Source organism: Streptomyces sp. CNH189 (assembly GCF_000527195.1).
On sequence record NZ_AZUS01000020.1, the window covers coordinates 1 to 20,221 of the forward strand.

Below are 20,221 nucleotides of genomic sequence, written 5' to 3' on the forward strand. Positions count from 1 at the left end.
TACCCGTAATCGGGTGCACACATCACGAGAGCGGAACATCGGGAGGAATAGTCCCGACGTTCACAGCGTCCTCGCTGTGTTTTTCTTCAAAGGAACCTCGACCATCCGAAACCGGATGGACGGGGTATCAACATATCTGGCGTTGACTTTTGGCACGCTGTTGAGTTCTCAAGGAACGGACGCTTCCTTTGTACTCACCCTCTCGGGCTTTCCTCCGGGCGCTTCCCTTCGGTCTTGCGTTTCCGACTCTATCAGATCCTTTCGGTTCCGATTCCCGGTCGGCGGGAGGTCGTTGAGCCTTTGGCTTTCGCCTGTCGGCCTTTCGACATTCACTACGTTAACCGATTCCCCGGCTCGATTCATAATCGGGCCCGCGGCTTCGAATTCGGGCATGCGGACATGCCGATGTCGACCCCGCTGAAGGGTGATCGTAGGTAGTGGGTTCGCCGCTTCCGGATGCGGGCTACTGCCCTGCCCGGCTCAAGCGGCTCGGGATACATTACGCAGGTTTCAGGAGCGAGTCAACTTCGACGCCGACGGGGCACGTGGGCCCGGTACGGGCTCACCGTCGGGTCGTCCGCGACCCAGTACCGCCAGGGATGTACTGCACCGTCACCGGGGACTCCGGTACGCGGCCCGTTGCGCACCTGGTCCGGGTCGACGGGCGTGCCGTGCACGATCCGCAACGGGGTGTCGCCGGCGGCGCAGGCGTCCGTGCCGTTGAGGGCGCGGTCGACGCCCAGCGCCGTGGCCAGCCGGGCCGGGCCCTTGGCCAGTTCCTTGTCGTTACGCGCCGAGAGCCGGCGGGTGCGGGCGAGCTCCGCGCCCTCCACGATCTCGCCCGCGCGCAGCAGGACCGCGCTCGCCCGTCCCTCGGGGCCGCACACCAGGTTCATGCAGAACCACATGCCGTAGGTGAAGTAGACGTACACGTGGCCGGGCGCACCGAACATCACGTCGTTGCGGGGGGTGCGACCGCGGTAGGCGTGCGAGCCGGGGTCGTTCTGTCCGTCGTAGGCCTCCACCTCGGTGAGGCGGAGGACGATCGGACCGTCCGGGGTGTCGCGGACCAGGAGGCGGCCGAGCAGATCGGGGGCGACCTCGAGGACGGGCCGGTCGAAGAACTCCCTCGGCAGGGGCGTACGGTCGGGGCTCGCGATCATGCCGTCCGAGGGTACTGGAGGCGAGCCGGGCCACGGGCTGGTCAAGGGGACGCCGCGGTTGCCAGGGTGTGGGGCACACGGAACCGGCCGAGGCCGGATCGCGTTGTTAAGGATCGGAGTCCGGCGCACGACGTGCCGCGGGCCGGTGGATCAGGTGTGACCCGCTGGGGTCGCCTGGAGAGGGAGAGACATGGCGTTCAAGAAGCTGCTGGCGAGTCTGGGGGCCGGCGGGGCCTCGGTCGAGACGGTGCTGCACGAGGTCAACGTCGTTCCTGGGGGTGTCGTCCAGGGCGAGGTGCGGATCCAGGGCGGGTCCGTGAACCAGCAGATCGAGGGACTGTCGGTCGGACTTCAGGCCAAGGTCGAGGTGGAGAACGGCGACCAGGAGTACAAGCAGAACATCGAGTTCACGAAGCAGCAGCTGGGGGGCGCCTTCGAGCTGCAGGCGGGTGCGGTGCACGCCGTGCAGTTCGGTCTCGAGATCCCGTGGGAGACGCCGGTCACGATGATCGACGGGCAGCAGCTGCGCGGAATGGACATCGGTGTGACCACCGAGCTGGCGATCGCGCGGGCCGTCGACTCCGGTGACCTGGACCCGGTCAACGTGCACCCGTTGCCGGCGCAGAAGGCGATCCTGGACGCGTTCATCCAGCTGGGCTTCCGCTTCAAGACCGCGGACATGGAGCGCGGCCACATCCGGGGCACCCGGCAGAAGCTGCCGTTCTACCAGGAGATCGAGTTCTACCCGCCGTCGCAGTACCGCGGGCTGAACCAGGTGGAGCTGAGCTTCGTCGCCGACGAGCGGGCGATGGACGTGGTGCTGGAGATGGACAAGAAGCCGGGTCTGTTCAGCGAGGGCAGCGACACCTTCCGTTCCTTCCAGGTGGGGCTGAACGACTACCAGGGGACCGACTGGGCGGCGTACCTCAACCAGTGGCTGTCGGAGGTCGGTTCCAAGCGCAACTGGTTCTAGGCTCGTCGTCGACTGAACTCGTCGATCAGGAGGTACCGAGGTGTCCGAGCTCAAGCGGCGGCCGCTCCCCCATGACTTCCATCCGCCCGTGCCGTCGTTCACGGTGGCGAGCGACGATGTGACGGAGGGGGCGGCGCTCAAGGACGCTCAGGTCCAGGCCGCGGGCAACACCTCTCCGCACCTGCGGTGGGAAGGTTTCCCTCCGGAGACCAAGAGCTTCGCCGTGACCTGCTACGACCCCGACGCCCCGACGGGCAGCGGGTTCTGGCACTGGGTGGTGTTCGACATCCCGGCCTCGGTGACCGAGCTGCCGGCCGGTGCGGGCAGCGGCGCGTTCGAGGGGCTGCCGGAGGGCGCCGTACAGGCGCGCAACGACTACGGCAGCAAGGACTTCGGCGGCGCCGCGCCGCCGCCCGGGGACGGGCCGCACCGGTACGTGTTCACGGTGTACGCCGTGGATCAGGAGAAGCTGGGTCCGGACTCGGACGCCTCTCCGGCCGTGGTCGGTTTCAACCTGCGGTTCCACGCGATCGCGCGGGCTCAGCTGATCGGTGAGTACGAGGTGCCCGCGGAGTCCTGAGCCGTCCGCGCGTCCCCCTGACGTTCACGGAACGTTTGCCCGCCCCTGGTCTTGGAATTGATCAGGGGCGGGCATTTTTCTGCCGGGGTTCGCGGGAGCCGCCTCCCGTGGCAGCAGCGGATATTGCGTTGTCCATCCCGGCGCGCCCGGCCAGAGTTGTTCCAGCCCGCCGAGGGGTGGGCCGGTGCACACGGGAGGTGGGCTGGTATGCGGGACACGCTGGTGCTGAACGCGAGCTTCGAGCCGCTGTCGACGGTGACGTTGAACCGAGCCGTCGTTCTGGTGCTGCAGGACAAGGCCGTCGTCGAGCAGGCCCACCCCGAACTGCGGATGCGGGGAGCCGCGGTCGACATACCGGCGCCTCGGGTGATCAGGCTCTGCCACTACGTGCGGGTGCCGTTCCGAAGACGAGCGCCGTGGTCGAGGCGGGGGGTGCTCGTCCGGGACAGGCACCGCTGCGCGTACTGCGGCCGCAGGGCGACGACCGTGGACCACGTGGTGCCGCGGTCGCTCGGCGGGCAGGACACGTGGCTGAACACGGTGGCGTCGTGCGCGGAGGACAACCACCGCAAGGCGAACCGGACGCCGGAGCAGGCCGGGATGCCGTTGTTGCGGGAGCCGTACGAGCCGACGCCGGCGGATGCGATGTTGCTGGCACTGGCCAGGGACGACTTCGAGGCTTTGCCGGAGTGGCTGGCGTTGGACGCCGCGTGACGGCTCGCCGTAGGGGCTGAGTCGACCGCCCGCGTGCGGGTTGTTCGTGGTTGATCGCGCAGTTCCCCGCGCCCCTGAGGGGCGCGGGGAACGTGTGTTTCTGGGTGCTCTTAGTCGATCGAGGGGTTTTCGCGGCGTTCCTGGGCGGGGACGTTCGCCGTGGTGCCGTTGCCGCCCAGGTGGGAGCCGAAGTTGCCCATCGCGCCGGAGAGGCCCTTGAGGGCGTCGCCGATCTCGCTGGGGACGATCCAGAGCTTGTTGGCGTCGCCCTCGGCGATCTTCGGGAGCATCTGGAGGTACTGGTAGGAGAGCAGCTTCTGGTCCGGGTCGCCGGCGTGAATGGCCTCGAAGACCGTGCGGACGGCCTGGGCCTCGCCCTCGGCGCGCAGGGCGGCGGCCTTGGCCTCACCTTCGGCGCGCAGGATCTGGGACTGCTTCTCGCCCTCGGCGCGCAGGATCTCGGACTGTCGTACACCCTCGGCCTGGAGGATGGCGGCGCGCTTGTCGCGGTCGGCGCGCATCTGCTTCTCCATCGAGTCCTGGATGGAGGTGGGCGGTTCGATGGCCTTGAGCTCGACGCGGTTGACGCGGATGCCCCACTTGCCGGTGGCCTCGTCGAGGACGCCGCGCAGGGCCGCGTTGATCTCCTCGCGGGAGGTGAGGGTGCGCTCCAGGTCCATGCCGCCGATGATGTTGCGCAGGGTGGTGACGGTGAGCTGCTCGATCGCCTGGATGTAGCTGGCGACCTCGTAGGTGGCGGCCCGTGCGTCGGTCACCTGGTAGTAGATGACGGTGTCGATGTTGACGACCAGGTTGTCCTGGGTGATCACCGGCTGCGGCGGGAAGGGGACGACCTGCTCGCGCAGGTCGATGCGGTTGCGGATGGTGTCGATGAACGGGACGACGATGTTGAGGCCCGCGTTGAGTGTCCGCGTGTAGCGGCCGAAGCGCTCGACGATGGCGGCGCTGGCCTGTGGGATGACTTGGATCGTCTTGATCAGGGCGATGAAGACCAACACCACCAGGATGATCAGGACGATGATGACCGGTTCCATCGTCGGTTCCCCGAACCCTTCTTAGCCTCGGCGCCTACGGCAGGTCGTGTGTGCCTGTGCACGGTCGTGCGGTTGTAGATCTTGCTGGTCGAGTCTGTCAGACCGCGGGGCCAACCGGGGCCGTCTTCGCACCGGTTGTGTCGTACGGGAGGTGCGGGGTCACATGATGACCGCGGTGGCCCCCTCGATGTCCACGACGTCGACCTCCTGGCCGACGTCGTAGGAGCGGCCGGCGTCGAGTGCGCGGGCCGACCAGACCTCGCCCGCCAGTTTGATGCGGCCGCCGCTGCCGTCGACGCGCTCGAGGACGACGGCCTGTTTGCCCTTCAGTGCGTCGACGCCGGTGGCGAGTTCGGGCCGTTGGGACCGGTGTCTGCGGGCGATGGGGCGGACGACGGCGATCAGCGCGGTCGAGACCACGGCGAAGACCGCGACCTGGGCGACGGCTCCGCCGCCGAAGATGCCGGAGACCACCGCGGCGGCGACGGCACCCACCGCGAGCATGCCGAGTTCGGGCATCGCGGTGATCACCAGCCCGATGCCGAGTGCCGCCGCGCCGATCAGCCACCACAGCCATGCGTCGATGTCCACACCGGTCATGGTAGAACCGCGCACCCGGTCACGGACAGGGCGCCGATCCGGTCGAACGGGACCGGGGGTCCCGGGTGTTGTGTCGCCGGGGCGGTGTTCAGCTCATCGGGAGGCCCTGTGCGGTCCAGCGGTCGCCGACCTGCTCCACGACGAGCGGGAGGCCGAAGCAGAGGGAGAGGTTGCGGCTGGTGAGTTCGAGTTCGAGGGGGCCGGCGGCGAGGACCTTGCCCTGACGGATCATCAGGACATGGGTGAAGCCGGGGGCGATTTCCTCGACGTGGTGGGTGACCATGATCATGGAGGGGGCGATCGGGTCACGGGCGAGGCGGCCGAGGCGGCGCACCAGGTCCTCGCGGCCGCCGAGGTCGAGTCCGGCGGCGGGCTCGTCGAGGAGCAGCAGCTCGGGGTCGGTCATCAGGGCGCGGGCGATGAGGGTGCGCTTGCGCTCGCCCTCGGAGAGGGTGCCGAACTTGCGGTCGAGGTACTCGGACATGCCGAGGCGGTCGAGGAAGGCGCGGGCGCGCTGCTCGTCGATGTCCTCGTACTCCTCCTGCCAGCCGGCGGTCATGCCGTAGGCGGCGGTGAGCACGGTCTGCAGGACGGTCTGCTTCTTGGGGAGCTTGTCGGCGAGGGCGATGCCGGCCACGCCGATGCGGGGGCGCAGTTCGAAGACGTCGGTGCCGGGGCGGCCGAGCGTCTCGCCGAGGATGGTGGCGGTGCCCTTGCTGGGGTAGAGGTAGCTGGACGCGATGTTGAGGAGGGTGGTCTTGCCGGCGCCGTTGGGGCCGAGGATGACCCAGCGTTCACCCTCCTTGACCGACCAGGAGACCTGCTCCACCAGAGCCCGGCCCTCGCGGACCACGGATACGTCCTGAAGTTCCAGAACATCGCTCATGAGCGCCTTGTCTCCCCTTGCAGTGTGGCCGGTCTCGGCTGTCGCGTACGCCTTGTGGGTCGGTCCGCCGCACCCGTGGGCGCAGCCCATCATGAAATCTACGCCACTGGTCGACCCGGACATTCCATCGGTCCGGTTCTCGGGTGCTGTCTAGGGTGTACGCATGCTTTCTGAACCACGCTCTGGTCGTCTCGCCGCTTGGGGCAATGCCCTTCTTGCCGGACTTGTCTCCCCGGACGAGGCGGCGCTCGCCGTCGTCGGGGAGGACGCGGTGCACCGTGTGGAGGGGGTGCCCGGGGAGTCCGCGCCGGTGGGGCTGACGCTGGCCCTGGGGCGGCTGCGGGGGCTCGGGGTGTCGGGGCTGCGGGTGGCGCTGCCGGCGCCGGGGCATCCGCTGGGGCTGAGCGGGCCGCCGGAGTTCAACGCGCGGGCGCTGGAGGCCGAGGAGGCGGTGGTGTGCCAGGGGGCGGCCCTGGGGCTGGTGCCGGAGGTCACGGAGGCGGGGCCGGCGGGCGATGTGCACGTGGAGGTCGTCTGGCACTGTCTGCCGGTGCGGGAGGCGCCGCCCGCCGACGTGCCGTCGCTGGGTGAGGCGGAGCGGGAGCTGGCGGAGGCGCTGCGGGAGGCGACGGACGTGCTGACGCGGCTGGACGTGGCCGCGTCGGGTCCGGTGGCGGAGGCGGCGATCGACGCGTACCGGGCACGGGCGTCGGCGTCGCGGGGGCAGGACGTGCTGGCGCCGGGGTATCCGCCGCGTGCGGTGCGGGTGCTGGAGCTGGCGCAGCGGGTCGGTGCGTTGATCTCGCTGGCGACGGTGAACGGGCACGGCGGCGCGGTGAGCGCGTCGGAGATGTCGGCGCGGGCGCTGGCCCTGCGGCCGGTGGAGCGGACGTCCCGACGGGCGCAGGTGGCCGCGTACAACGCGTTCGTGGAGGAGCGGGGCTGAACTCGCGCGGGGGGTGCCTTGTCGTGTGGGGTACGACGCGGGGGCGTGCCTTGTCGTGCGGGCATACGACGCGGAGGTGTGGGTGTGCTCACCCGGGGCGTGGACGGCACCGGGGCGCACTTGGATCGAGGCCGTCTTGGCCGGCACGGGGCGTGCTGAACCGGCGCGGATCGCGAGCGCGCGCCCACCAAGCTGGGAGTCGGGTCTTGGACCGCGCGGGGCGCGCTGAACCGGTGTGAGGGAGCGCGGGCGCACGCATCGGGGCGTGGGACGGCGCTGAGCGCTCTGAACCGTTGTGAGAGAGCGCGGGCGCGCCGAGTCGGCGTGAGGGCTTACTCGAGCCGGGCCCCCGGCGCGCGGGCGCGCGATGGCGCGCGATGGCGCGCCCGGGCAGGCGAAAGCCCCGGCGCCCCGTGGGGCGGGCGGCCGGGGCTGTCGGCGGGCGGCGTCAGTGGTTGACGGCGACGTTGCCGAAGGCCGGGTTCAGGACGCCGATCACGTTGATGCTGTTGCCGGACACGTTGACCGGGACGTCGACCGGGACCTGGACGAGGTTGCCCGAGACTACGCCCGGGCTGCCCACGGCCTTGCCGTCCGCGTGGCTGCCCTCGCTGGCGGAGGCCATGCCCGCACCGGCGGCGAGCAGACCGCCGGCCACCATCGTCACGGCCGCTGCCTTCTTCAGGTTCTTCACTTTCCGAGCCCTCCTTGGGACGACCGCGGCAGGCGCCGCGGTCCTCCCTGGGAAACGCGCGGCACCGGCAAGGGATACGGGACCCTCGGGGCATTCCCCCTACGGTATGAATCTCGCACCGGAGGGGAACCTTCCGCATGGCGGCGGTCGTCGAAGATCACCCGCTGACTCCGTGCCGTACCGCCCACAGGGCGGCCTGGGTGCGGTCCGCCAGGTCGAGCTTCATCAGGATGTTCGACACGTGCGTCTTGACCGTCTTCTCGGAGAGCACGAGGGCGCGGGCGATCTCCCGGTTGGCGCGCCCGTCCGCGATCAGCCCGAGCACCTCGCGCTCCCGCTCGGTGAGGGACCCGGCGCGCCCGGTGCCGGGGGCGTTCTCCTCCTGGGAGAGCAGCGCGCCCGCCACCTCCGCCTGCAGCAGGACGTGCCCCGCGTGCACGGAGCGGATGGCGCCGGCGAGCGCGTCGGGGTCGATGTCCTTGTAGACGTAGCCGGCGGCGCCCGCGCGCAGCGCGGGGATCACCGTGCGCTGCTCGGTGAAGCTGGTGACGATCAGCACCCGGGCCCGGTGGTCGAGCTCGCGCAGCCGGCGCAGTGCCTCCACGCCGTCCATGCCCGGCATCCTGACGTCCATGAGGATGACGTCGGGCTGGAGCTCGGCGGCCAGGGCAACCCCCTCCGCGCCGTCGGCCGCCTCACCGACGACCTCGATGTCGTCCTGCACCTCGAGGAACGTGCGCAGTCCACGGCGTACCACCTGGTGGTCGTCGACCAGCAGCACCTTGATCGTGTCAGCCACCGGGGACCTCCAGCTCGATGGTGGTGCCCTTGCCGGGCGCAGATTCCACGGTCAGCGTGCCGCCGACCCCGCTCGCCCGGTCGCGCATGGAGACCAGGCCCAGATGGCGGCCCGCGCGGCGGACGGCGTGCGGGTCGAAGCCGCCGCCGTCGTCGCCGACCCGCAGGACCGCGCCGTTGCCGCGCCGCTCCAGGGTCACGTCGACATGCTCGCCGCCGGAGTGGCGCAGGGCGTTGTGCAGCGCCTCCTGGGCGACCCGCAGCACCGCCTCCTCCTGGGCCGCTGGCAGGGCGCGCACCGAGTGGCCCGTGAAGGTGACGCGGGCGCTGTGGGCGCGGTCGAGGACCTGGATCTGGGTGCGCAGGGTGGCGACCAGACCGTCCTCGTCGAGGGCGGCGGGCCGCAGTTCGACGACCGCCGCGCGCAGTTCGTCGGCGGCCTCGGCGGCCAGCACCGCCACCTGCTGGAGCTCGCCCTTGGCGCGGGCCGGGTCGCGGTCCACGAGGCGGGCGGCGGCCTGGGCGGTGAGCCGCAGGGAGAACAACTTCTGGCTGACCGCGTCGTGGAGCTCGTGGGCGAGCCGGGAGCGTTCCTCGGCGATGGTCAGCTCGCGGCTGCGTTCGTAGAGACGGGCGTTGGTGAGGGCGATCGCGGCGTGCTGGGCGAGGATGCCGAGGAGTTCCTCGTCGTCCTCGGTGAAGCCGCAGGTGCCTTCCGGCTTGGCGCACCTCTTGTTGGCGAGGAACAGGGCGCCGAGGACCTCGTCGCCGTCGCGCACGGGCAGCCCGAGGAAGTCGACCAGGTCGGGGTGGGCGCTGGGCCAGCCGCCGAAGCGGGGGTCACGGCGGACGTCGGCGAGGCGCTGCGGGGCGGCGTCGTCGAGCATCGCGGCGAGGACGCCGTGCCGGCGTGGCAGGGGGCCGATGGCCTTCCACTGCTCGTCGCTGACGCCGTCCACCACGAACTGGGCGAAGCCCCCGTGGTCGTCGGGCACGCCGAGCGCGGCGTACTGGGCGTCGAGGAGGTCGCGGGCGGAGGCGACGATCGTCTTGAGGACGTCGCGCACCTCCAGGTGCCTGCTCATGGCCAGCAACGCGGAACTCACCGCGGCGAGGCCGGACCGGGGGCCGTGGCTCATGTCCTCACGGTACCGGCGGCCTCCTGCCGGGCGGATCGGTCCGGTGTCCGTCCCGGGCCGGACGGTGGTCCTAGGTCCGGGGTCGCGGGTCCGGCGCGGGTGGCGTAGGGCCCGGGGCCCCGGCGTGCCGTCGTAGGGCGAAGGGACCCGGGCGGCTGCGTCCCGCGCCCGAGGCGGTGGCCCGGGGCGGGTTCCTACGTTGATCGCACACCGATCGGGCGACGACGACGAGGGGACGGCTGCCATGCCGGTTGCGATCATCACAGGGGCTTCGAAGGGGCTCGGACGGGCGCTGGCCCAGGGGCTGGCGGCGCGGGGCTGGGACCTGGTGCTCGACGCACGGGGTCCGGACCGTCTGGCGGAGGCGGCCGTGCTGGTGTCGGCGCACGGCACGCGCGTGACGGCGCTGCCCGGGGACGTGACGGACCCCGCGCACCGGGCGGAGCTGGTCGCGGCGGCCTGGCGGCTGGGCGGGGTGGACCTGGTGGTGCACAACGCGAGCGCGCTGGGTGCCGAGCCGCTGGTGCGGCTGGAGGAGCTGCCGCTGGAGGGGTTGCGGCGGGCGCTGGAGGTGAACCTGGTGGCGGCGCTGGGCCTGGTGCAGGAAGCGCTGCCGATGCTGCGGGCCGCCGAGGCGGGGGCGGTGCTCGTGGTGAGCTCGGACGCCGCAGCGGAGGCGTACCCCACCTGGGGCGGGTACGGGGCGTCCAAGGCGGCGCTGGACCGTCTGGCGGCGGTGCTGGCGGCGGAGGAGCAGGGGCTGCGGGTCTGGGCGGTCGACCCCGGGGACATGGAGACCGACCTGTACGCGGCGGCCGTACCGGACGACGACGATCCCCGGCCGGACCCGGCCGGGGTGGTGCCGGCCTTCCTGCGGCTGCTGGACGAGCGGCCGCCCAGCGGCCGCTACGGCGCTCCGGCGCTGCTGGAGGGGGAGCGGTGACGCTGACGTTCCGGGTGCCGGAGGAGCTGTCCGCCCGGGTGCCGGCGGAGCGTCGCGGGCCGGGGCGGGAGCGGGACTCGGTGCGGCTGCTGGTGTCGCGGGGCACCGAGGTGGCGCACCACGCGTTCGCGGAGCTGCCGCGGCTGCTGCGGGAGGGGGACCTGCTGGTGGTGAACACCTCCCCGACGCTGGCGGCGGCCGTCGACGGCCGGCTCGGGGACGCGCGCGTGGTGGTGCACTTCTCCACGCGGGGGGACGACGGGCGCTGGGCGGTCGAGCTGAGGGAGCCGGACGGCCGCGGCACGACGCGCGTGCGCGCGGGCACGCGCGCGGGGAGGGAGGTGAGGCTCGCCGGGGGTGCGCGGCTGGTGCCGGAGGAACCGCTGGACGCGGGGTCGCCGCGGCTGTGGTGGGCGCGGGTGTCGCGGGAGGTGCCGGGGCTGCTGCGGGAGCACGGGCGGCCGATCCGGTACGCGTACACGGAGCGGGACCAGCCGCTGTCGGCGTACCAGACGGTGTTCGCGCTGCCGTCGCGGGACGGTTCGGGGAGTGCGGAGATGCCGAGCGCGGGGCGTCCGTTCACGGGGCGGACGGTGGCGGAGCTGGTGAGCCGGGGGGTGTGGTTCGCGCCGGTCAGGCTGGACACGGGGGTGGCGTCGGGCGAGGTGCACGAGCCGCCGTACCCGGAGCGGTTCGCGGTGCCGGAGGCGTCGGCGCGGCTGGTCCGCGCGGTCCGGGCGGGGGGAGGGCGGGTGATCGCGGTGGGGACGACGGCGGTGCGTGCGGTGGAGTCGGCGGCCGGAGGGGACGGCGTGGTGCGGGCCCGCGCGGGCTGGACGGACCTGGTGGTCACCCCGGAGCGCGGGGTGGGGGTGGTGGACGGGCTGCTGACCGGCCTGCACGAGCCGGAGGCCTCGCACCTGCTGATGCTGGAGGCGGTGGCGGGGCGGGAGGCGGTCGGGCGGGGCTACGAGGAGGCGCTGCGCGGGCGCTACCTGTGGCACGAGTTCGGCGACGTGCATCTGCTGCTGCCGTCCTGACCGCCGCCGAGGACCCTTGACCCACCGCATTGCTCCAGCAACACGCCGTGAGACCTGAGGAGGGCCTGTGTGAGGCCGGGCATAGGGTGCACATCACGTACGAAGCGGAGTAGGAGAGACATACCGCCCACGTGAGCGGGGCGAACAGTCCGCTGTGCCCCGTTTCCTACCCCCCTGATCCACTACCCGGCTTCGTAGGTCACATCTTTGCCCCGCCATTTTGCGGCCGCTAAGAATGGCTGCGTCGCTCAGCGCCGTGGGTTCTTTCCCGCGGCGTTCGCGTGCCGAAGGAGCACCCGTCCGCACCGGACATCGAGCGACCTCCGCGCTATTCGAAGAGGTCCGTTCCGCATGCCCAAGCACATCCTCACCCGTGGTCATAGTCGTGCCCTGACCCGTCACCACAAGATCGCCGCCGCGGGCGTCGCCGCCCTCGGTGCCGCCGCCATCGGCTTCTCCGCGATCCCGAGCAACGCCTCGACGACGACCACGAGCGAGGCCGCCGCCGCTCCCACGGCGAAGGTCGCGTACAGCACCCAGCAGATCCAGGGCGTCAAGGCCGACGTCACCGACCAGCTCGCAGGCGCCAGCGTGAAGGCCGAGCAGATCGCGGCGAAGCAGGCCGCGTCCGAGGCCGCCGCCAAGAAGAAGGCCGCCGCCGAGGCCAAGGCCACGAAGGCGCACCAGGCGAAGAAGGCCGCGAGCCGCTCCGCCGAGCGCGCCGAGGTGAAGAAGGCCGCGCCCAAGTCGTACGGCAACAACCTGGACGGCTGGATCCGCGAAGCCATGTCCATCATGAAGAAGCACGGCATCCCCGGCTCCTACGACGGCATCCACCGCAACATCATGCGGGAGTCCTCCGGCAACCCGAAGGCGATCAACCTCTGGGACATCAACGCCCAGAAGGGCATCCCCTCCAAGGGGCTGCTGCAGGTGATCCCGCCCACCTTCGACGCGTACCACGTCAAGGGCACGCCGAAGAACATCTACGACCCGGTCGCCAACATCGTCGCCGCCTGCAACTACGCGGCGGACAAGTACGGCACCATGGACAACGTCGACAGCGCGTACTGAGAGGTCGGCGCGGACCTCTCCTGCCGCACACAGACGCCGAAGGGCGGCACCCTCCTGACGGGGTGCCGCCCTTCGGGGTGGAACGGCGGGACTACTTCCGCATGACCTCGGGCTCGTGCCGGCGCAGGAACCGCGCCACGAAGAACCCGCAGATCACACCGAGGACGAGCAGCGCGCCCATGTCCATCGCCCAGGCGCCTGCCGTGTGCTCCCACAGCGGGTCGGTGTCGCCCGCGGTCTCCGGCGGGCTGATCTTGTTGAAGTCCAGCGTGGCGCCCGACGCGGCCACCGCCCAGCGCGACGGCATCAGGAACGAGAACTGGTTCACGCCGATCGAGCCGTGCAGGGTGAACAGGCATCCGGTGAACACGACCTGGATGATCGCGAACATCACCAGCAGCGGCATGGTCTTCTCGGCGGTCTTCACCAGCGAGGAGATGATCAGGCCGAACATCATCGAGGTGAAGCCGAGCGCCATGATCGGCACCGAGAGCTCCAGCAGCGTGAACTTCCCGAAGACCAGACCCTCCTCCGGGATCTCCCGGCTGGCGAAGCCGATCACGCCGACCAGGAGCCCCTGGAGCACCGTGATCATGCCGAGCACGAAGACCTTGGACATCAGGTACGCCGAGCGGGACAGGCCGGTGGCGCGCTCCCGCTCGTAGATGACCCGTTCCTTGATCAGCTCACGCACGGAGTTGGCGGCGCCCGCGAAACACGCGCCGACCGCGAGGATCAGCAGCACCGTGGTCGCCGTGCCGTTCGGGATGATCCGGCCGCTCTGGTTGGGCGGGTTGGGCAGCAGGCCCTTGTCCGCGTCGATGAGCAGGCTCACCGCGCCGAGCACGGCGGGCAGGATCACCATCAGGGCGAGGAAGCCCTTGTCGGAGACGATCACCGAGACGTAGCGGCGTACCAGGGTGGAGAACTGCGACAGCCAGCCCTGCGGCTTGGGCGGCTTCATCGCCTGCATCGCCGGGACGGCTACGGACTGCGGGGCGACCGCGTCGATGTCCGCCGCGTACATCTGGTAGTGCTGCGAGCCCTTCCAGCGGCCCGCCCAGTCGTAGTCGCGGTAGTTCTCGAAGGCGGAGAAGACGTCGGCCCAGGTGTCGTAGCCGAAGAAGTTCAGCGCCTCCTCGGGCGGACCGAAGTAGGCGACCGAACCGCCCGGCGCCATCACCAGCAGCTTGTCGCAGATGGCGAGTTCGGCCACCGAGTGGGTCACCACGAGGACGGTGCGGCCGTCGTCGGCCAGTCCGCGCAGCAGCTGCATGACGTCGCGGTCCATGCCCGGGTCGAGACCGGAGGTCGGCTCGTCCAGGAAGATCAGCGACGGCTTGGTGAGCAGCTCCAGCGCCACGGACACGCGCTTGCGCTGGCCGCCGGACAGGGACGTGACCTTCTTGTCCTTGTGGATGTCGAGCTTCAGCTCGCGCAGCACCTCGTCGATGCGCGCCTCGCGCTCGGCCGCCGTGGTGTCGGCGGGGAAGCGCAGCTTGGCCGCGTACTTCAGGGCCCGCTTGACGGTCAGCTCCTTGTGCAGGATGTCGTCCTGCGGGACCAGACCGATGCGCTGGCGCAGCTCGGCGAACTGCTTGTAGAGGTCGCGGTTGTCGTACAGCACCTCGCCCTGGTTGGCGGGGCGGTAGCCGGTGAGCGCCTTGAGCAGCGTCGACTTGCCGGAACCGGAGGGGCCGATGACCGCGATCAGCGACTTCTCGGGCACGCCGAAGGAGACGTCCTTGAGGATCTGCTTGCCGCCGTCGACCTCGACAGTCAGGTGGCGCGCGGAGAAGGACACCTCACCGGTGTCGACGAACTCCTCGAGCCGGTCGCCGACGATCCGGAACGTGGAGTGGCCGACGCCGACGATGTCGGTCGGGCCGAGCAGCTGCGAGCCGCCCTTGGGGATCGGCTGGCCGTTGACGTAGGTGCCGTTGTGCGAGCCCAGGTCGCGGATCTCCATGCGCCCGTCGGGCGTCGAGTGGAACTCCGCGTGGTTGCGGGAGACCTGGAGGTCCGAGACGACCAGGTCGTTCTCCAGGGCACGGCCGATGCGCATCACGCGGCCGAGCGAGAACTGGTGGAACGTGGTGGGGCTGCGGTCGCCGTAGACCGGCGGCGCCCCCGCGCCACCACCGGGTCCCTGCTGCTGCGGGATCTGCGGTGCCGCCTGCTGCGGCTGCTGCCAGCCGGGCTGCCCGGCGGGCGGCTGCTGCGCGGGAGGCTGCTGGGCCTGCTGCGCCCAGCCGGCGCTCGCCCCCTGCGCCGCGTACGGCTGCTGCGGCTGGGCCTGCGGTACGGCACCGACGCCGGACAGCGTCACGCGCGGCCCGTCGTTCGCGTTGCCCAGGTTCAGCACCGTGTCGGCGCCGAACTCCAGGTGGTGGATCCGCTGCCCCTGCACGAACGTGCCGTTGGTACTGCCGTGGTCCTCGATCGCCCAACTGCGGCCGTTGTGACTGATGGTGGCGTGACGCCACGACACCCTTGCGTCGTCCAGCACGACGTCGCCCTGGGGATCGCGCCCCAGGGTGTAGGCCTTGGACGGATCGAGCGTCCAGGTCCGTCCGTTTGATTCCAGTACGAGTTCCGGCACTCCATGCCCCACTGAGTTGTCCCCCGAATTTCCCCCGTCGCAGGGAGTCTAGGGATGTCGAACATCGGGGGGAACTATTCCAGGCTCGGCCCTCCGACCGAAAGTCGGCCCTTGTCACGACCGCGCGACAAGGTGTCCACGGCGTTGTCCGGAAGGGGGTTGAAATGGGACCGGAGAGTGGTAAACCACGCGGGGGGGACAGGGACGGCCCGAGGGGCCGTGCCGCGGATCGGGGGGTCTGCCATGAGTGCTGCCAGGGGCGCCACGGCGGCGGGGCGTGACGCCGGTCTGCCGTGGGGGGACGTGGTGATGTCCGCGGTCGCCGCGGTGAGCTGGGCGGTGATCGGGATGGCGGGGACGGCGGCGCTGGGTCTGCGTCTGCTGGACGCGGACGCGGCCGGGTCCCTGGCGCCGATGACCGCGGCGGTGGTGGCGCTGGCGGCGGGCGGCTCGGTGACTCCCTCGGGTGACGTGTCGGCGTTCGGGCTGTCCGGCGCGGAGGCCGGGACGGCGATCGACCTCGCGCCGCTGGGTGTGGGGCTGGTGGGGGCGCTGCTGCTGTCCTTCTTCTTCCTGCGGTCCCTGCGGGCGGCGGGAGTTGTGGTCTCGGGGCGTGAACTCCTCGCGCGGGCGGGCGCGGTGGTCGCGCTGTTCGTCGCTACGGCGGGCGGGCTGGTGTGGGCGGGCCACGACGTCATCACCATCGACGGCGGCTCGCTCGGCCTGGACGACCTGCCGGACCCGGACGGCGGTGGCCTGGACGTCCCGGGGCTGGGTGACATCGAAGGGCTGCTGCCCGACCGGGTGGGTGACCTTGTCGACGCGCAGGCCGCCGTGGGGTTCACCGTGGACACCGTGCCGACGCTGCTGGGCGGGCTCGGCTGGTCGGCCGGTGTACTGCTGGTCGCGCTGCTCGCGTCCCGCCGTACTCCGCTGCCGCGCGGCTGGGACGCGATGCACCGGGTGGTGCGGCCGGCCGTCTCCTCGGTCGTCGCGGTGCTGCTGGTGGCCGTCGCGGCCGGGGCCGCCGCCGCGGGGTACGCGGCGATCGGCGACGACCACCCCCGGCGGATCGCGGGGGCCGCTCTGCTGGCGGCGCCGAACGGGGTGTGGCTCGGGGTGCCGGTCGGACTGTTCGTGCCGTGGGACGCCCGGGTGGACGGGGCACTGCTGGGGGCGCTGCCCCACCCCGTGGACGACCTGCTGCGGACGGGGTCCGAGGAGCCCGTCACGCTGGGGCGGCTGGCCGAGCTGGACGGGTGGGTGTGGCTGCTCGGGGTGGCCGCCGCGCTGATGATGCTGCTCGCGGGGGTGCTGACGGCGGTACGGACGCCGGTGCCGGCGTCGGCGTCGGCGTCGGCCTCGGTGCCGTCGGAGCGGCGGGCGGGGGCGACAGGGTTCGCGGGACGGTGCGCGTCGGCGCTGGGCGTCGCCACGGCGGTGACCCTGCCGCTGCTGGTGTGGCTCACGGAGGTCTCCGCGAACGCCTCGCTGTCGGTCCTCGGCTTCGACGCGTTCGACGCCGGCCTGGAGCTGCGCGGTCACCTGGGGGCGGCGGCGCTGCTCGGGGCGCTGTGGGGCGCGGGGGCGGGCGCGGCGGGTGCACTGCTGGCGTGGGCGAGCGGGGCGGCGGGGGCGCGTGCGGTGGCTGCGGCACAGGGTGCCGGGAGCGGGGGCGGGGTCGGGGTCGGGTCGGTGCCGTCGGCCGCGGGGCCGTACGAGCCGGGGGCGCCGTACCGTGCGCCCGACCCGGACACCAATCCGTACCTGCGGCTGCCGGGCGGGCGGTCGGGGTGGGGGGAACCGTCGGGGCCGGGCCCGCGGTCGGGGGCGGGCGAGCCCGAGGACGCGGTGCCCCGGAGCGGGCGGGGGGACGGTGCCGGCGGGTGTGAAGAGCCGGGAGGCGGAACCACTCGGGACGCCCCCCGGTCGCCGGGCGCGGGTGAGCGCGGCGGGGCGGACGACCTGTCCGCGGCGCCGACCGTCATCGGTCCCGCCCCGCCTCCGGGGCGGGGCGGCCGACGCCTGTGGCCGGACGAGGTGCCGCCCCCTCCCCCGCCTCCGCCTCCCACCCCGCCGCCACGGCCACGGCGCCCGGGCTCACCCGGAGCGGGCACACAGGGAGCGGACCACCGCGACCTGGACGACCACGAGCGACACGGGAGGAACGGGGACGGCAGGGAGCCGGGCAGGCAGTAGGGCCGGGCGGGCGGTGGGGCGGCCGGGCCCGCCTGACCTGAGCGAGCCGGGACCGGCGCCATGCGGAGGCGTACCGGTCGGAGGCGTAACGGCCGGGGCCGTCCCGTGGGCGAGGCGGGCGGGCCGGGACCCGGGCCGTACGGGAGGCGTACCGGCCGGGGGCCGTCCCGCGGGCGGGCCGGACCGAGGCCGTGCAGGCCGTACCTCAAGGCGAGCCGGGACCGGCACCGTACGGAGGCATACCGGCCTGGGTCGGGCCGCGGGCGGGGCCGGTCGAAGGGGTGTCCGGGTGGCGGACCTCGCGGGCGCGGGGCACCGCGTGCCGGATACGGTAAGAACACCATGAGCGCATCGCAGACCACCGACGTTCCCACCCTCCTGGTCAAGATCTTCGGCAAGGACCGGCCGGGCATCACCGCCGGACTCTTCGACACTCTCGCCGCCTACTCCGTCGACGTGGTCGACATCGAGCAGGTCGTCACCCGCGGTCGCATCGTGCTCTGCGCGCTCGTGACTGAGCCCCCCGCCGGGATGGAGGGGGACCTGCGGGCGACCGTCCACAGCTGGGCGGAGTCGATGAAGATGCAGGCCGAGATCATCTCCGGCAGGGGCGACAACCTCCCGCGCGGCCTGGGCCGCTCCCTGGTCACCGTGCTGGGGCACCCCCTCACCTCGGAGGCGGCGGCGTCGATCGCCGCCCGGATCACCAAGGCCGGCGGCAACATCGACCGCATCTTCCGGCTCGCCAAGTACCCGGTGACCGCCGTGGAGTTCGCGGTGTCCGGCGTGGAGACGGAGCCGCTGCGCACCGCGCTGGTGACGGACGCGGCCCGGTTCGGGGTCGACGTCGCCGTGGTCGCCGCGGGGCTGTACCGCAGGGCGCAGCGCCTGGTGGTCATGGACGTGGACTCCACGCTGATCCAGGACGAGGTGATCGAGCTCTTCGCCGCGCACGCCGGCTGCGAGGACCAGGTCGCCGAGGTGACGGCCGCCGCGATGCGCGGGGAGCTGGACTTCGAGCAGTCGCTGCACGCGCGCGTGGCGCTGCTGAAGGGGCTGGACGCCTCCGTGGTGGACAAGGTCCGCAGCGAGGTGCGGCTGACGCCGGGCGCCCGCACCCTGATCCGCACGCTCAAGCGGCTCGGCTACCAGGTGGGCGTGGTCTCGGGCGGCTTCACCCAGGTCACCGACGACCTCAAGGAGCGGCTGGGTCTGGACTTCGCCCAGGCGAACACGCTGGAGATCGTCGACGGGAAGCTCACCGGCCGGGTGACCGGCGAGATCGTGGACCGGGCGGGCAAGGCCCGTCTGCTGCGCCGGTTCGCGGCCGAGGCGGGGGTGCCGCTGTCGCAGACCGTGGCGATCGGTGACGGGGCGAACGACCTCGACATGCTGAACGCCGCGGGTCTCGGTGTCGCCTTCAACGCCAAGCCGGTGGTGCGCCAGGCCGCCCACACGGCGGTGAACGTCCCCTTCCTCGACACCGTCCTCTACCTGCTGGGCATCACGCGGGAAGAGGTCGAGGCCGCCGACACGCTCGCGGGCGACTGACCCGCGCGGGACGGCCACGACGACGAGCGGGCCCGGCGCCGACGGATGTCGGTGCCGGGCCCCTGTCGCGCCGGGCGTGTCACCCGGGGGATCGTGCCGGGTGCGTCAGGCGGAGGTCACTCGGTCGGCGCCCAGTAGTCGACCAGCGTGGCGGCCCCGGGCTCCAGGGACTTCCAGGACCCGGGGAAGGTGAGCGCGGAGAAGGCGGCGGCCGGGTAGCCGCGGCGCGTCATGCGCTCACGGGCGTCGCCCTCGGAGGCGCCGGCGAGGATGTCCGCCAGTCCCTGGACGCCCGGGTTGTGGCCGATCAGCAGGATGTTCTGCGCGTCGTCGGGGGTCTCGTTGAGCAGGGCGATCAGCTCGCCGGGCGAGGCTTCGTAGATCCGCTCCTCGTACACGGTTTTCGGCCGCTTCGGGAACTCGTGCACCGCGAGCTTCCAGGTCTCGCGGGTGCGGACCGCCGTGGAGCACAGGGCCAGATCGAAGGCGACGCCGGTGTCGGCGAGCTTGCGGCCGGCCGCCGCGGCGTCCAGGCGCCCTCGCTCGGCGAGGGGGCGCTCGTGATCGGCCACCGGAGGCCAGTCGGCTTTCGCATGCCGGAAAAGGACAATCCTGCGGGGTTCTGCGACGCTCATGGGACCCAGCTTCGCACGAAACAGGCCACGAGGCGCAGGGAGTTGACCGGCGCCCGGGCGCGTTCAGCGGGCCATGAGCTGCTGCGCCCGCTCGACGAGGTGGGTGAGCGCGGGATCACCGGCGGTGGCGTGGGCCTCGGAGGGGTTGAGGACCAGGGTGAGCAGGGCGACGAAGGCGAGGGCGGGAAGGGCCAGGGCCCACCACGGCAGCCGGGTGGCGGCACCTGCCCGGGGGGCCGGGACGGGCCGGGAGTGCGTGCGCGCCGACATGGGGGCCTCCGCTCTTCGAGTGGTCCGTGGCGCGCCGGTCGCGGCCACATCTCGAAGGTACGGATCGCCGGGGCGTCAACCCATCCGGTGATCCACCCACTTGACCCTGAGCCTGACCCCCTAGGGGACGGTGGTGCCAGCACCACCACGGCCCGGAGGGAAGCCCACGGGGAGCGGTGGTCAGGGGGCCGGATCGACGGTCAGGGGGCCAGCACGGTCGCGATCACTCCGATGACGACGAAGATGGCGAAGAACGCGCCGAAGACGAGCAGCATCTTCTTCTGGCCGTTCTGCGGGTTCGGGTCGAGGACTGGCATGGGGCAAGTCTCGCACCCCTCCCGCCCCGCACCGGCCACGGG

Annotated in this window: 20 protein-coding genes; 9 read left to right on the top strand and 11 right to left on the bottom strand. The window is 72.0% G+C overall.

The features are described 5' to 3' along the window. Nucleotides 1-521: 521 nt before the first annotated feature. Nucleotides 522-1,163, bottom strand: coding sequence for a DNA-3-methyladenine glycosylase (locus B100_RS0124870; protein WP_024887125.1), 642 nt, complete (start codon nt 1,161-1,163; stop codon nt 522-524). 190 nt (nt 1,164-1,353) lie between these two features. Here B100_RS0124870 and B100_RS0124875 point away from each other — a divergent pair, with 190 nt between their 5' ends. From B100_RS0124875 to B100_RS0124885, 3 genes are all read left to right on the top strand, one after another. After that, complete coding sequence (locus tag B100_RS0124875) at nt 1,354-2,136, top strand: sporulation protein (protein WP_024887126.1); 783 nt, start codon at nt 1,354-1,356, stop codon at nt 2,134-2,136. 40 nt (nt 2,137-2,176) lie between these two features. Continuing rightward, complete coding sequence (locus B100_RS0124880) at nt 2,177-2,716, top strand: YbhB/YbcL family Raf kinase inhibitor-like protein (RefSeq protein ID WP_024887127.1); 540 nt, start codon at nt 2,177-2,179, stop codon at nt 2,714-2,716. Nucleotides 2,717-2,923: 207 nt separating this feature from the next. Beyond that, nucleotides 2,924-3,430, top strand: a complete 507-nt coding sequence (locus B100_RS0124885) for an HNH endonuclease (protein ID WP_024887128.1) — start codon at nt 2,924-2,926, stop codon at nt 3,428-3,430. A 110-nt stretch (nt 3,431-3,540) separates the two neighbouring features. On the opposite strand, the gene B100_RS0124890 is transcribed toward B100_RS0124885, so the two are convergent. From B100_RS0124890 to B100_RS0124900, 3 genes are all read right to left on the bottom strand, one after another. Beyond that, the gene (locus tag B100_RS0124890) at nt 3,541-4,485 is read right to left on the bottom strand and encodes an SPFH domain-containing protein (protein ID WP_024887129.1); all 945 of its coding nucleotides are present in this window, start codon (nt 4,483-4,485) and stop codon (nt 3,541-3,543) included. A 159-nt stretch (nt 4,486-4,644) separates the two neighbouring features. After that, nucleotides 4,645-5,085: an NfeD family protein gene (locus B100_RS0124895; RefSeq protein WP_037723456.1), complete on the bottom strand. Its 441-nt coding sequence runs from the start codon at nt 5,083-5,085 to the stop codon at nt 4,645-4,647. 88 nt (nt 5,086-5,173) lie between these two features. Continuing rightward, entirely contained in the window at nt 5,174-5,971 is a 798-nt protein-coding gene (locus tag B100_RS0124900) for an ABC transporter ATP-binding protein (RefSeq protein ID WP_024887131.1), read from the bottom strand. Nucleotides 5,972-6,134: 163 nt separating this feature from the next. On the opposite strand from B100_RS0124900, the gene B100_RS0124905 reads away from it, so the two are divergent. Then, nucleotides 6,135-6,917, top strand: coding sequence for a hypothetical protein (locus B100_RS0124905; protein ID WP_024887132.1), 783 nt, complete (start codon nt 6,135-6,137; stop codon nt 6,915-6,917). 448 nt (nt 6,918-7,365) lie between these two features. Here the strand turns inward: B100_RS0124905 and B100_RS0124910 are convergent, their stop codons facing one another. The 3 genes from B100_RS0124910 to B100_RS0124920 form a co-directional block, all read right to left on the bottom strand. Next, complete coding sequence (locus B100_RS0124910; protein WP_024887133.1) at nt 7,366-7,611, bottom strand: chaplin; 246 nt, start codon at nt 7,609-7,611, stop codon at nt 7,366-7,368. Between the two features lie 157 nt (nt 7,612-7,768). After that, nucleotides 7,769-8,410 carry a response regulator transcription factor gene (locus tag B100_RS0124915; RefSeq protein WP_024887134.1) on the bottom strand — a complete coding sequence of 214 codons (642 nt, stop codon included), beginning with the start codon at nt 8,408-8,410 and terminating at the stop codon, nt 7,769-7,771. Then, nucleotides 8,403-9,548 (bottom strand): GAF domain-containing sensor histidine kinase, encoded by a 1,146-nt coding sequence (locus B100_RS0124920; protein ID WP_024887135.1) that lies wholly within the window; start codon nt 9,546-9,548, stop codon nt 8,403-8,405. Before B100_RS0124920 ends, B100_RS0124915 begins: the two co-directional genes overlap by 8 nt. Nucleotides 9,549-9,792: 244 nt before the next feature. Between B100_RS0124920 and B100_RS0124925 the strand changes: the two genes are divergently transcribed. The 3 genes from B100_RS0124925 to B100_RS0124935 all read left to right on the top strand — a co-directional run bounded on the left by B100_RS0124925 (nt 9,793) and on the right by B100_RS0124935 (nt 12,605). After that, nucleotides 9,793-10,491: an SDR family oxidoreductase gene (locus tag B100_RS0124925; protein WP_024887136.1), complete on the top strand. Its 699-nt coding sequence runs from the start codon at nt 9,793-9,795 to the stop codon at nt 10,489-10,491. Beyond that, complete coding sequence (locus B100_RS0124930; protein WP_024887137.1) at nt 10,488-11,531, top strand: S-adenosylmethionine:tRNA ribosyltransferase-isomerase; 1,044 nt, start codon at nt 10,488-10,490, stop codon at nt 11,529-11,531. Before B100_RS0124925 ends, B100_RS0124930 begins: the two co-directional genes overlap by 4 nt. 351 nt (nt 11,532-11,882) lie before the next feature. After that, the gene (locus B100_RS0124935; protein ID WP_024887138.1) at nt 11,883-12,605 is read left to right on the top strand and encodes a transglycosylase SLT domain-containing protein; all 723 of its coding nucleotides are present in this window, start codon (nt 11,883-11,885) and stop codon (nt 12,603-12,605) included. Nucleotides 12,606-12,696: 91 nt separating this feature from the next. Here B100_RS0124935 and B100_RS0124940 read toward each other — a convergent pair whose 3' ends face one another. Continuing rightward, entirely contained in the window at nt 12,697-15,207 is a 2,511-nt protein-coding gene (locus B100_RS0124940) for an FHA domain-containing protein (RefSeq protein ID WP_024887139.1), read from the bottom strand. 243 nt (nt 15,208-15,450) lie between these two features. Here B100_RS0124940 and B100_RS0124945 point away from each other — a divergent pair, with 243 nt between their 5' ends. Together B100_RS0124945 and serB are read left to right on the top strand one after the other, a co-directional pair. Continuing rightward, a complete protein-coding gene (locus B100_RS0124945; protein WP_024887140.1) occupies nt 15,451-17,406 on the top strand; it encodes a streptophobe family protein in 1,956 nt (651 codons plus the stop codon). Nucleotides 17,407-17,748: 342 nt separating this feature from the next. Further along, nucleotides 17,749-18,957 (top strand): phosphoserine phosphatase SerB, encoded by a 1,209-nt coding sequence (serB, locus tag B100_RS0124950; RefSeq protein ID WP_024887141.1) that lies wholly within the window; start codon nt 17,749-17,751, stop codon nt 18,955-18,957. Between the two features lie 116 nt (nt 18,958-19,073). Here serB and B100_RS0124955 read toward each other — a convergent pair whose 3' ends face one another. From B100_RS0124955 to B100_RS37720, 3 genes are all read right to left on the bottom strand, one after another. Further along, entirely contained in the window at nt 19,074-19,592 is a 519-nt protein-coding gene (locus B100_RS0124955) for a SixA phosphatase family protein (protein ID WP_024887142.1), read from the bottom strand. 63 nt (nt 19,593-19,655) lie between these two features. Further along, a complete protein-coding gene (locus tag B100_RS0124960; RefSeq protein ID WP_024887143.1) occupies nt 19,656-19,862 on the bottom strand; it encodes a hypothetical protein in 207 nt (68 codons plus the stop codon). 200 nt (nt 19,863-20,062) lie between these two features. Beyond that, on the bottom strand, nt 20,063-20,179 hold the full coding sequence (locus B100_RS37720; RefSeq protein WP_106967088.1) for an SGM_5486 family transporter-associated protein: 117 nt from the start codon (nt 20,177-20,179) through the stop codon (nt 20,063-20,065). Nucleotides 20,180-20,221: the final 42 nt, after the last annotated feature.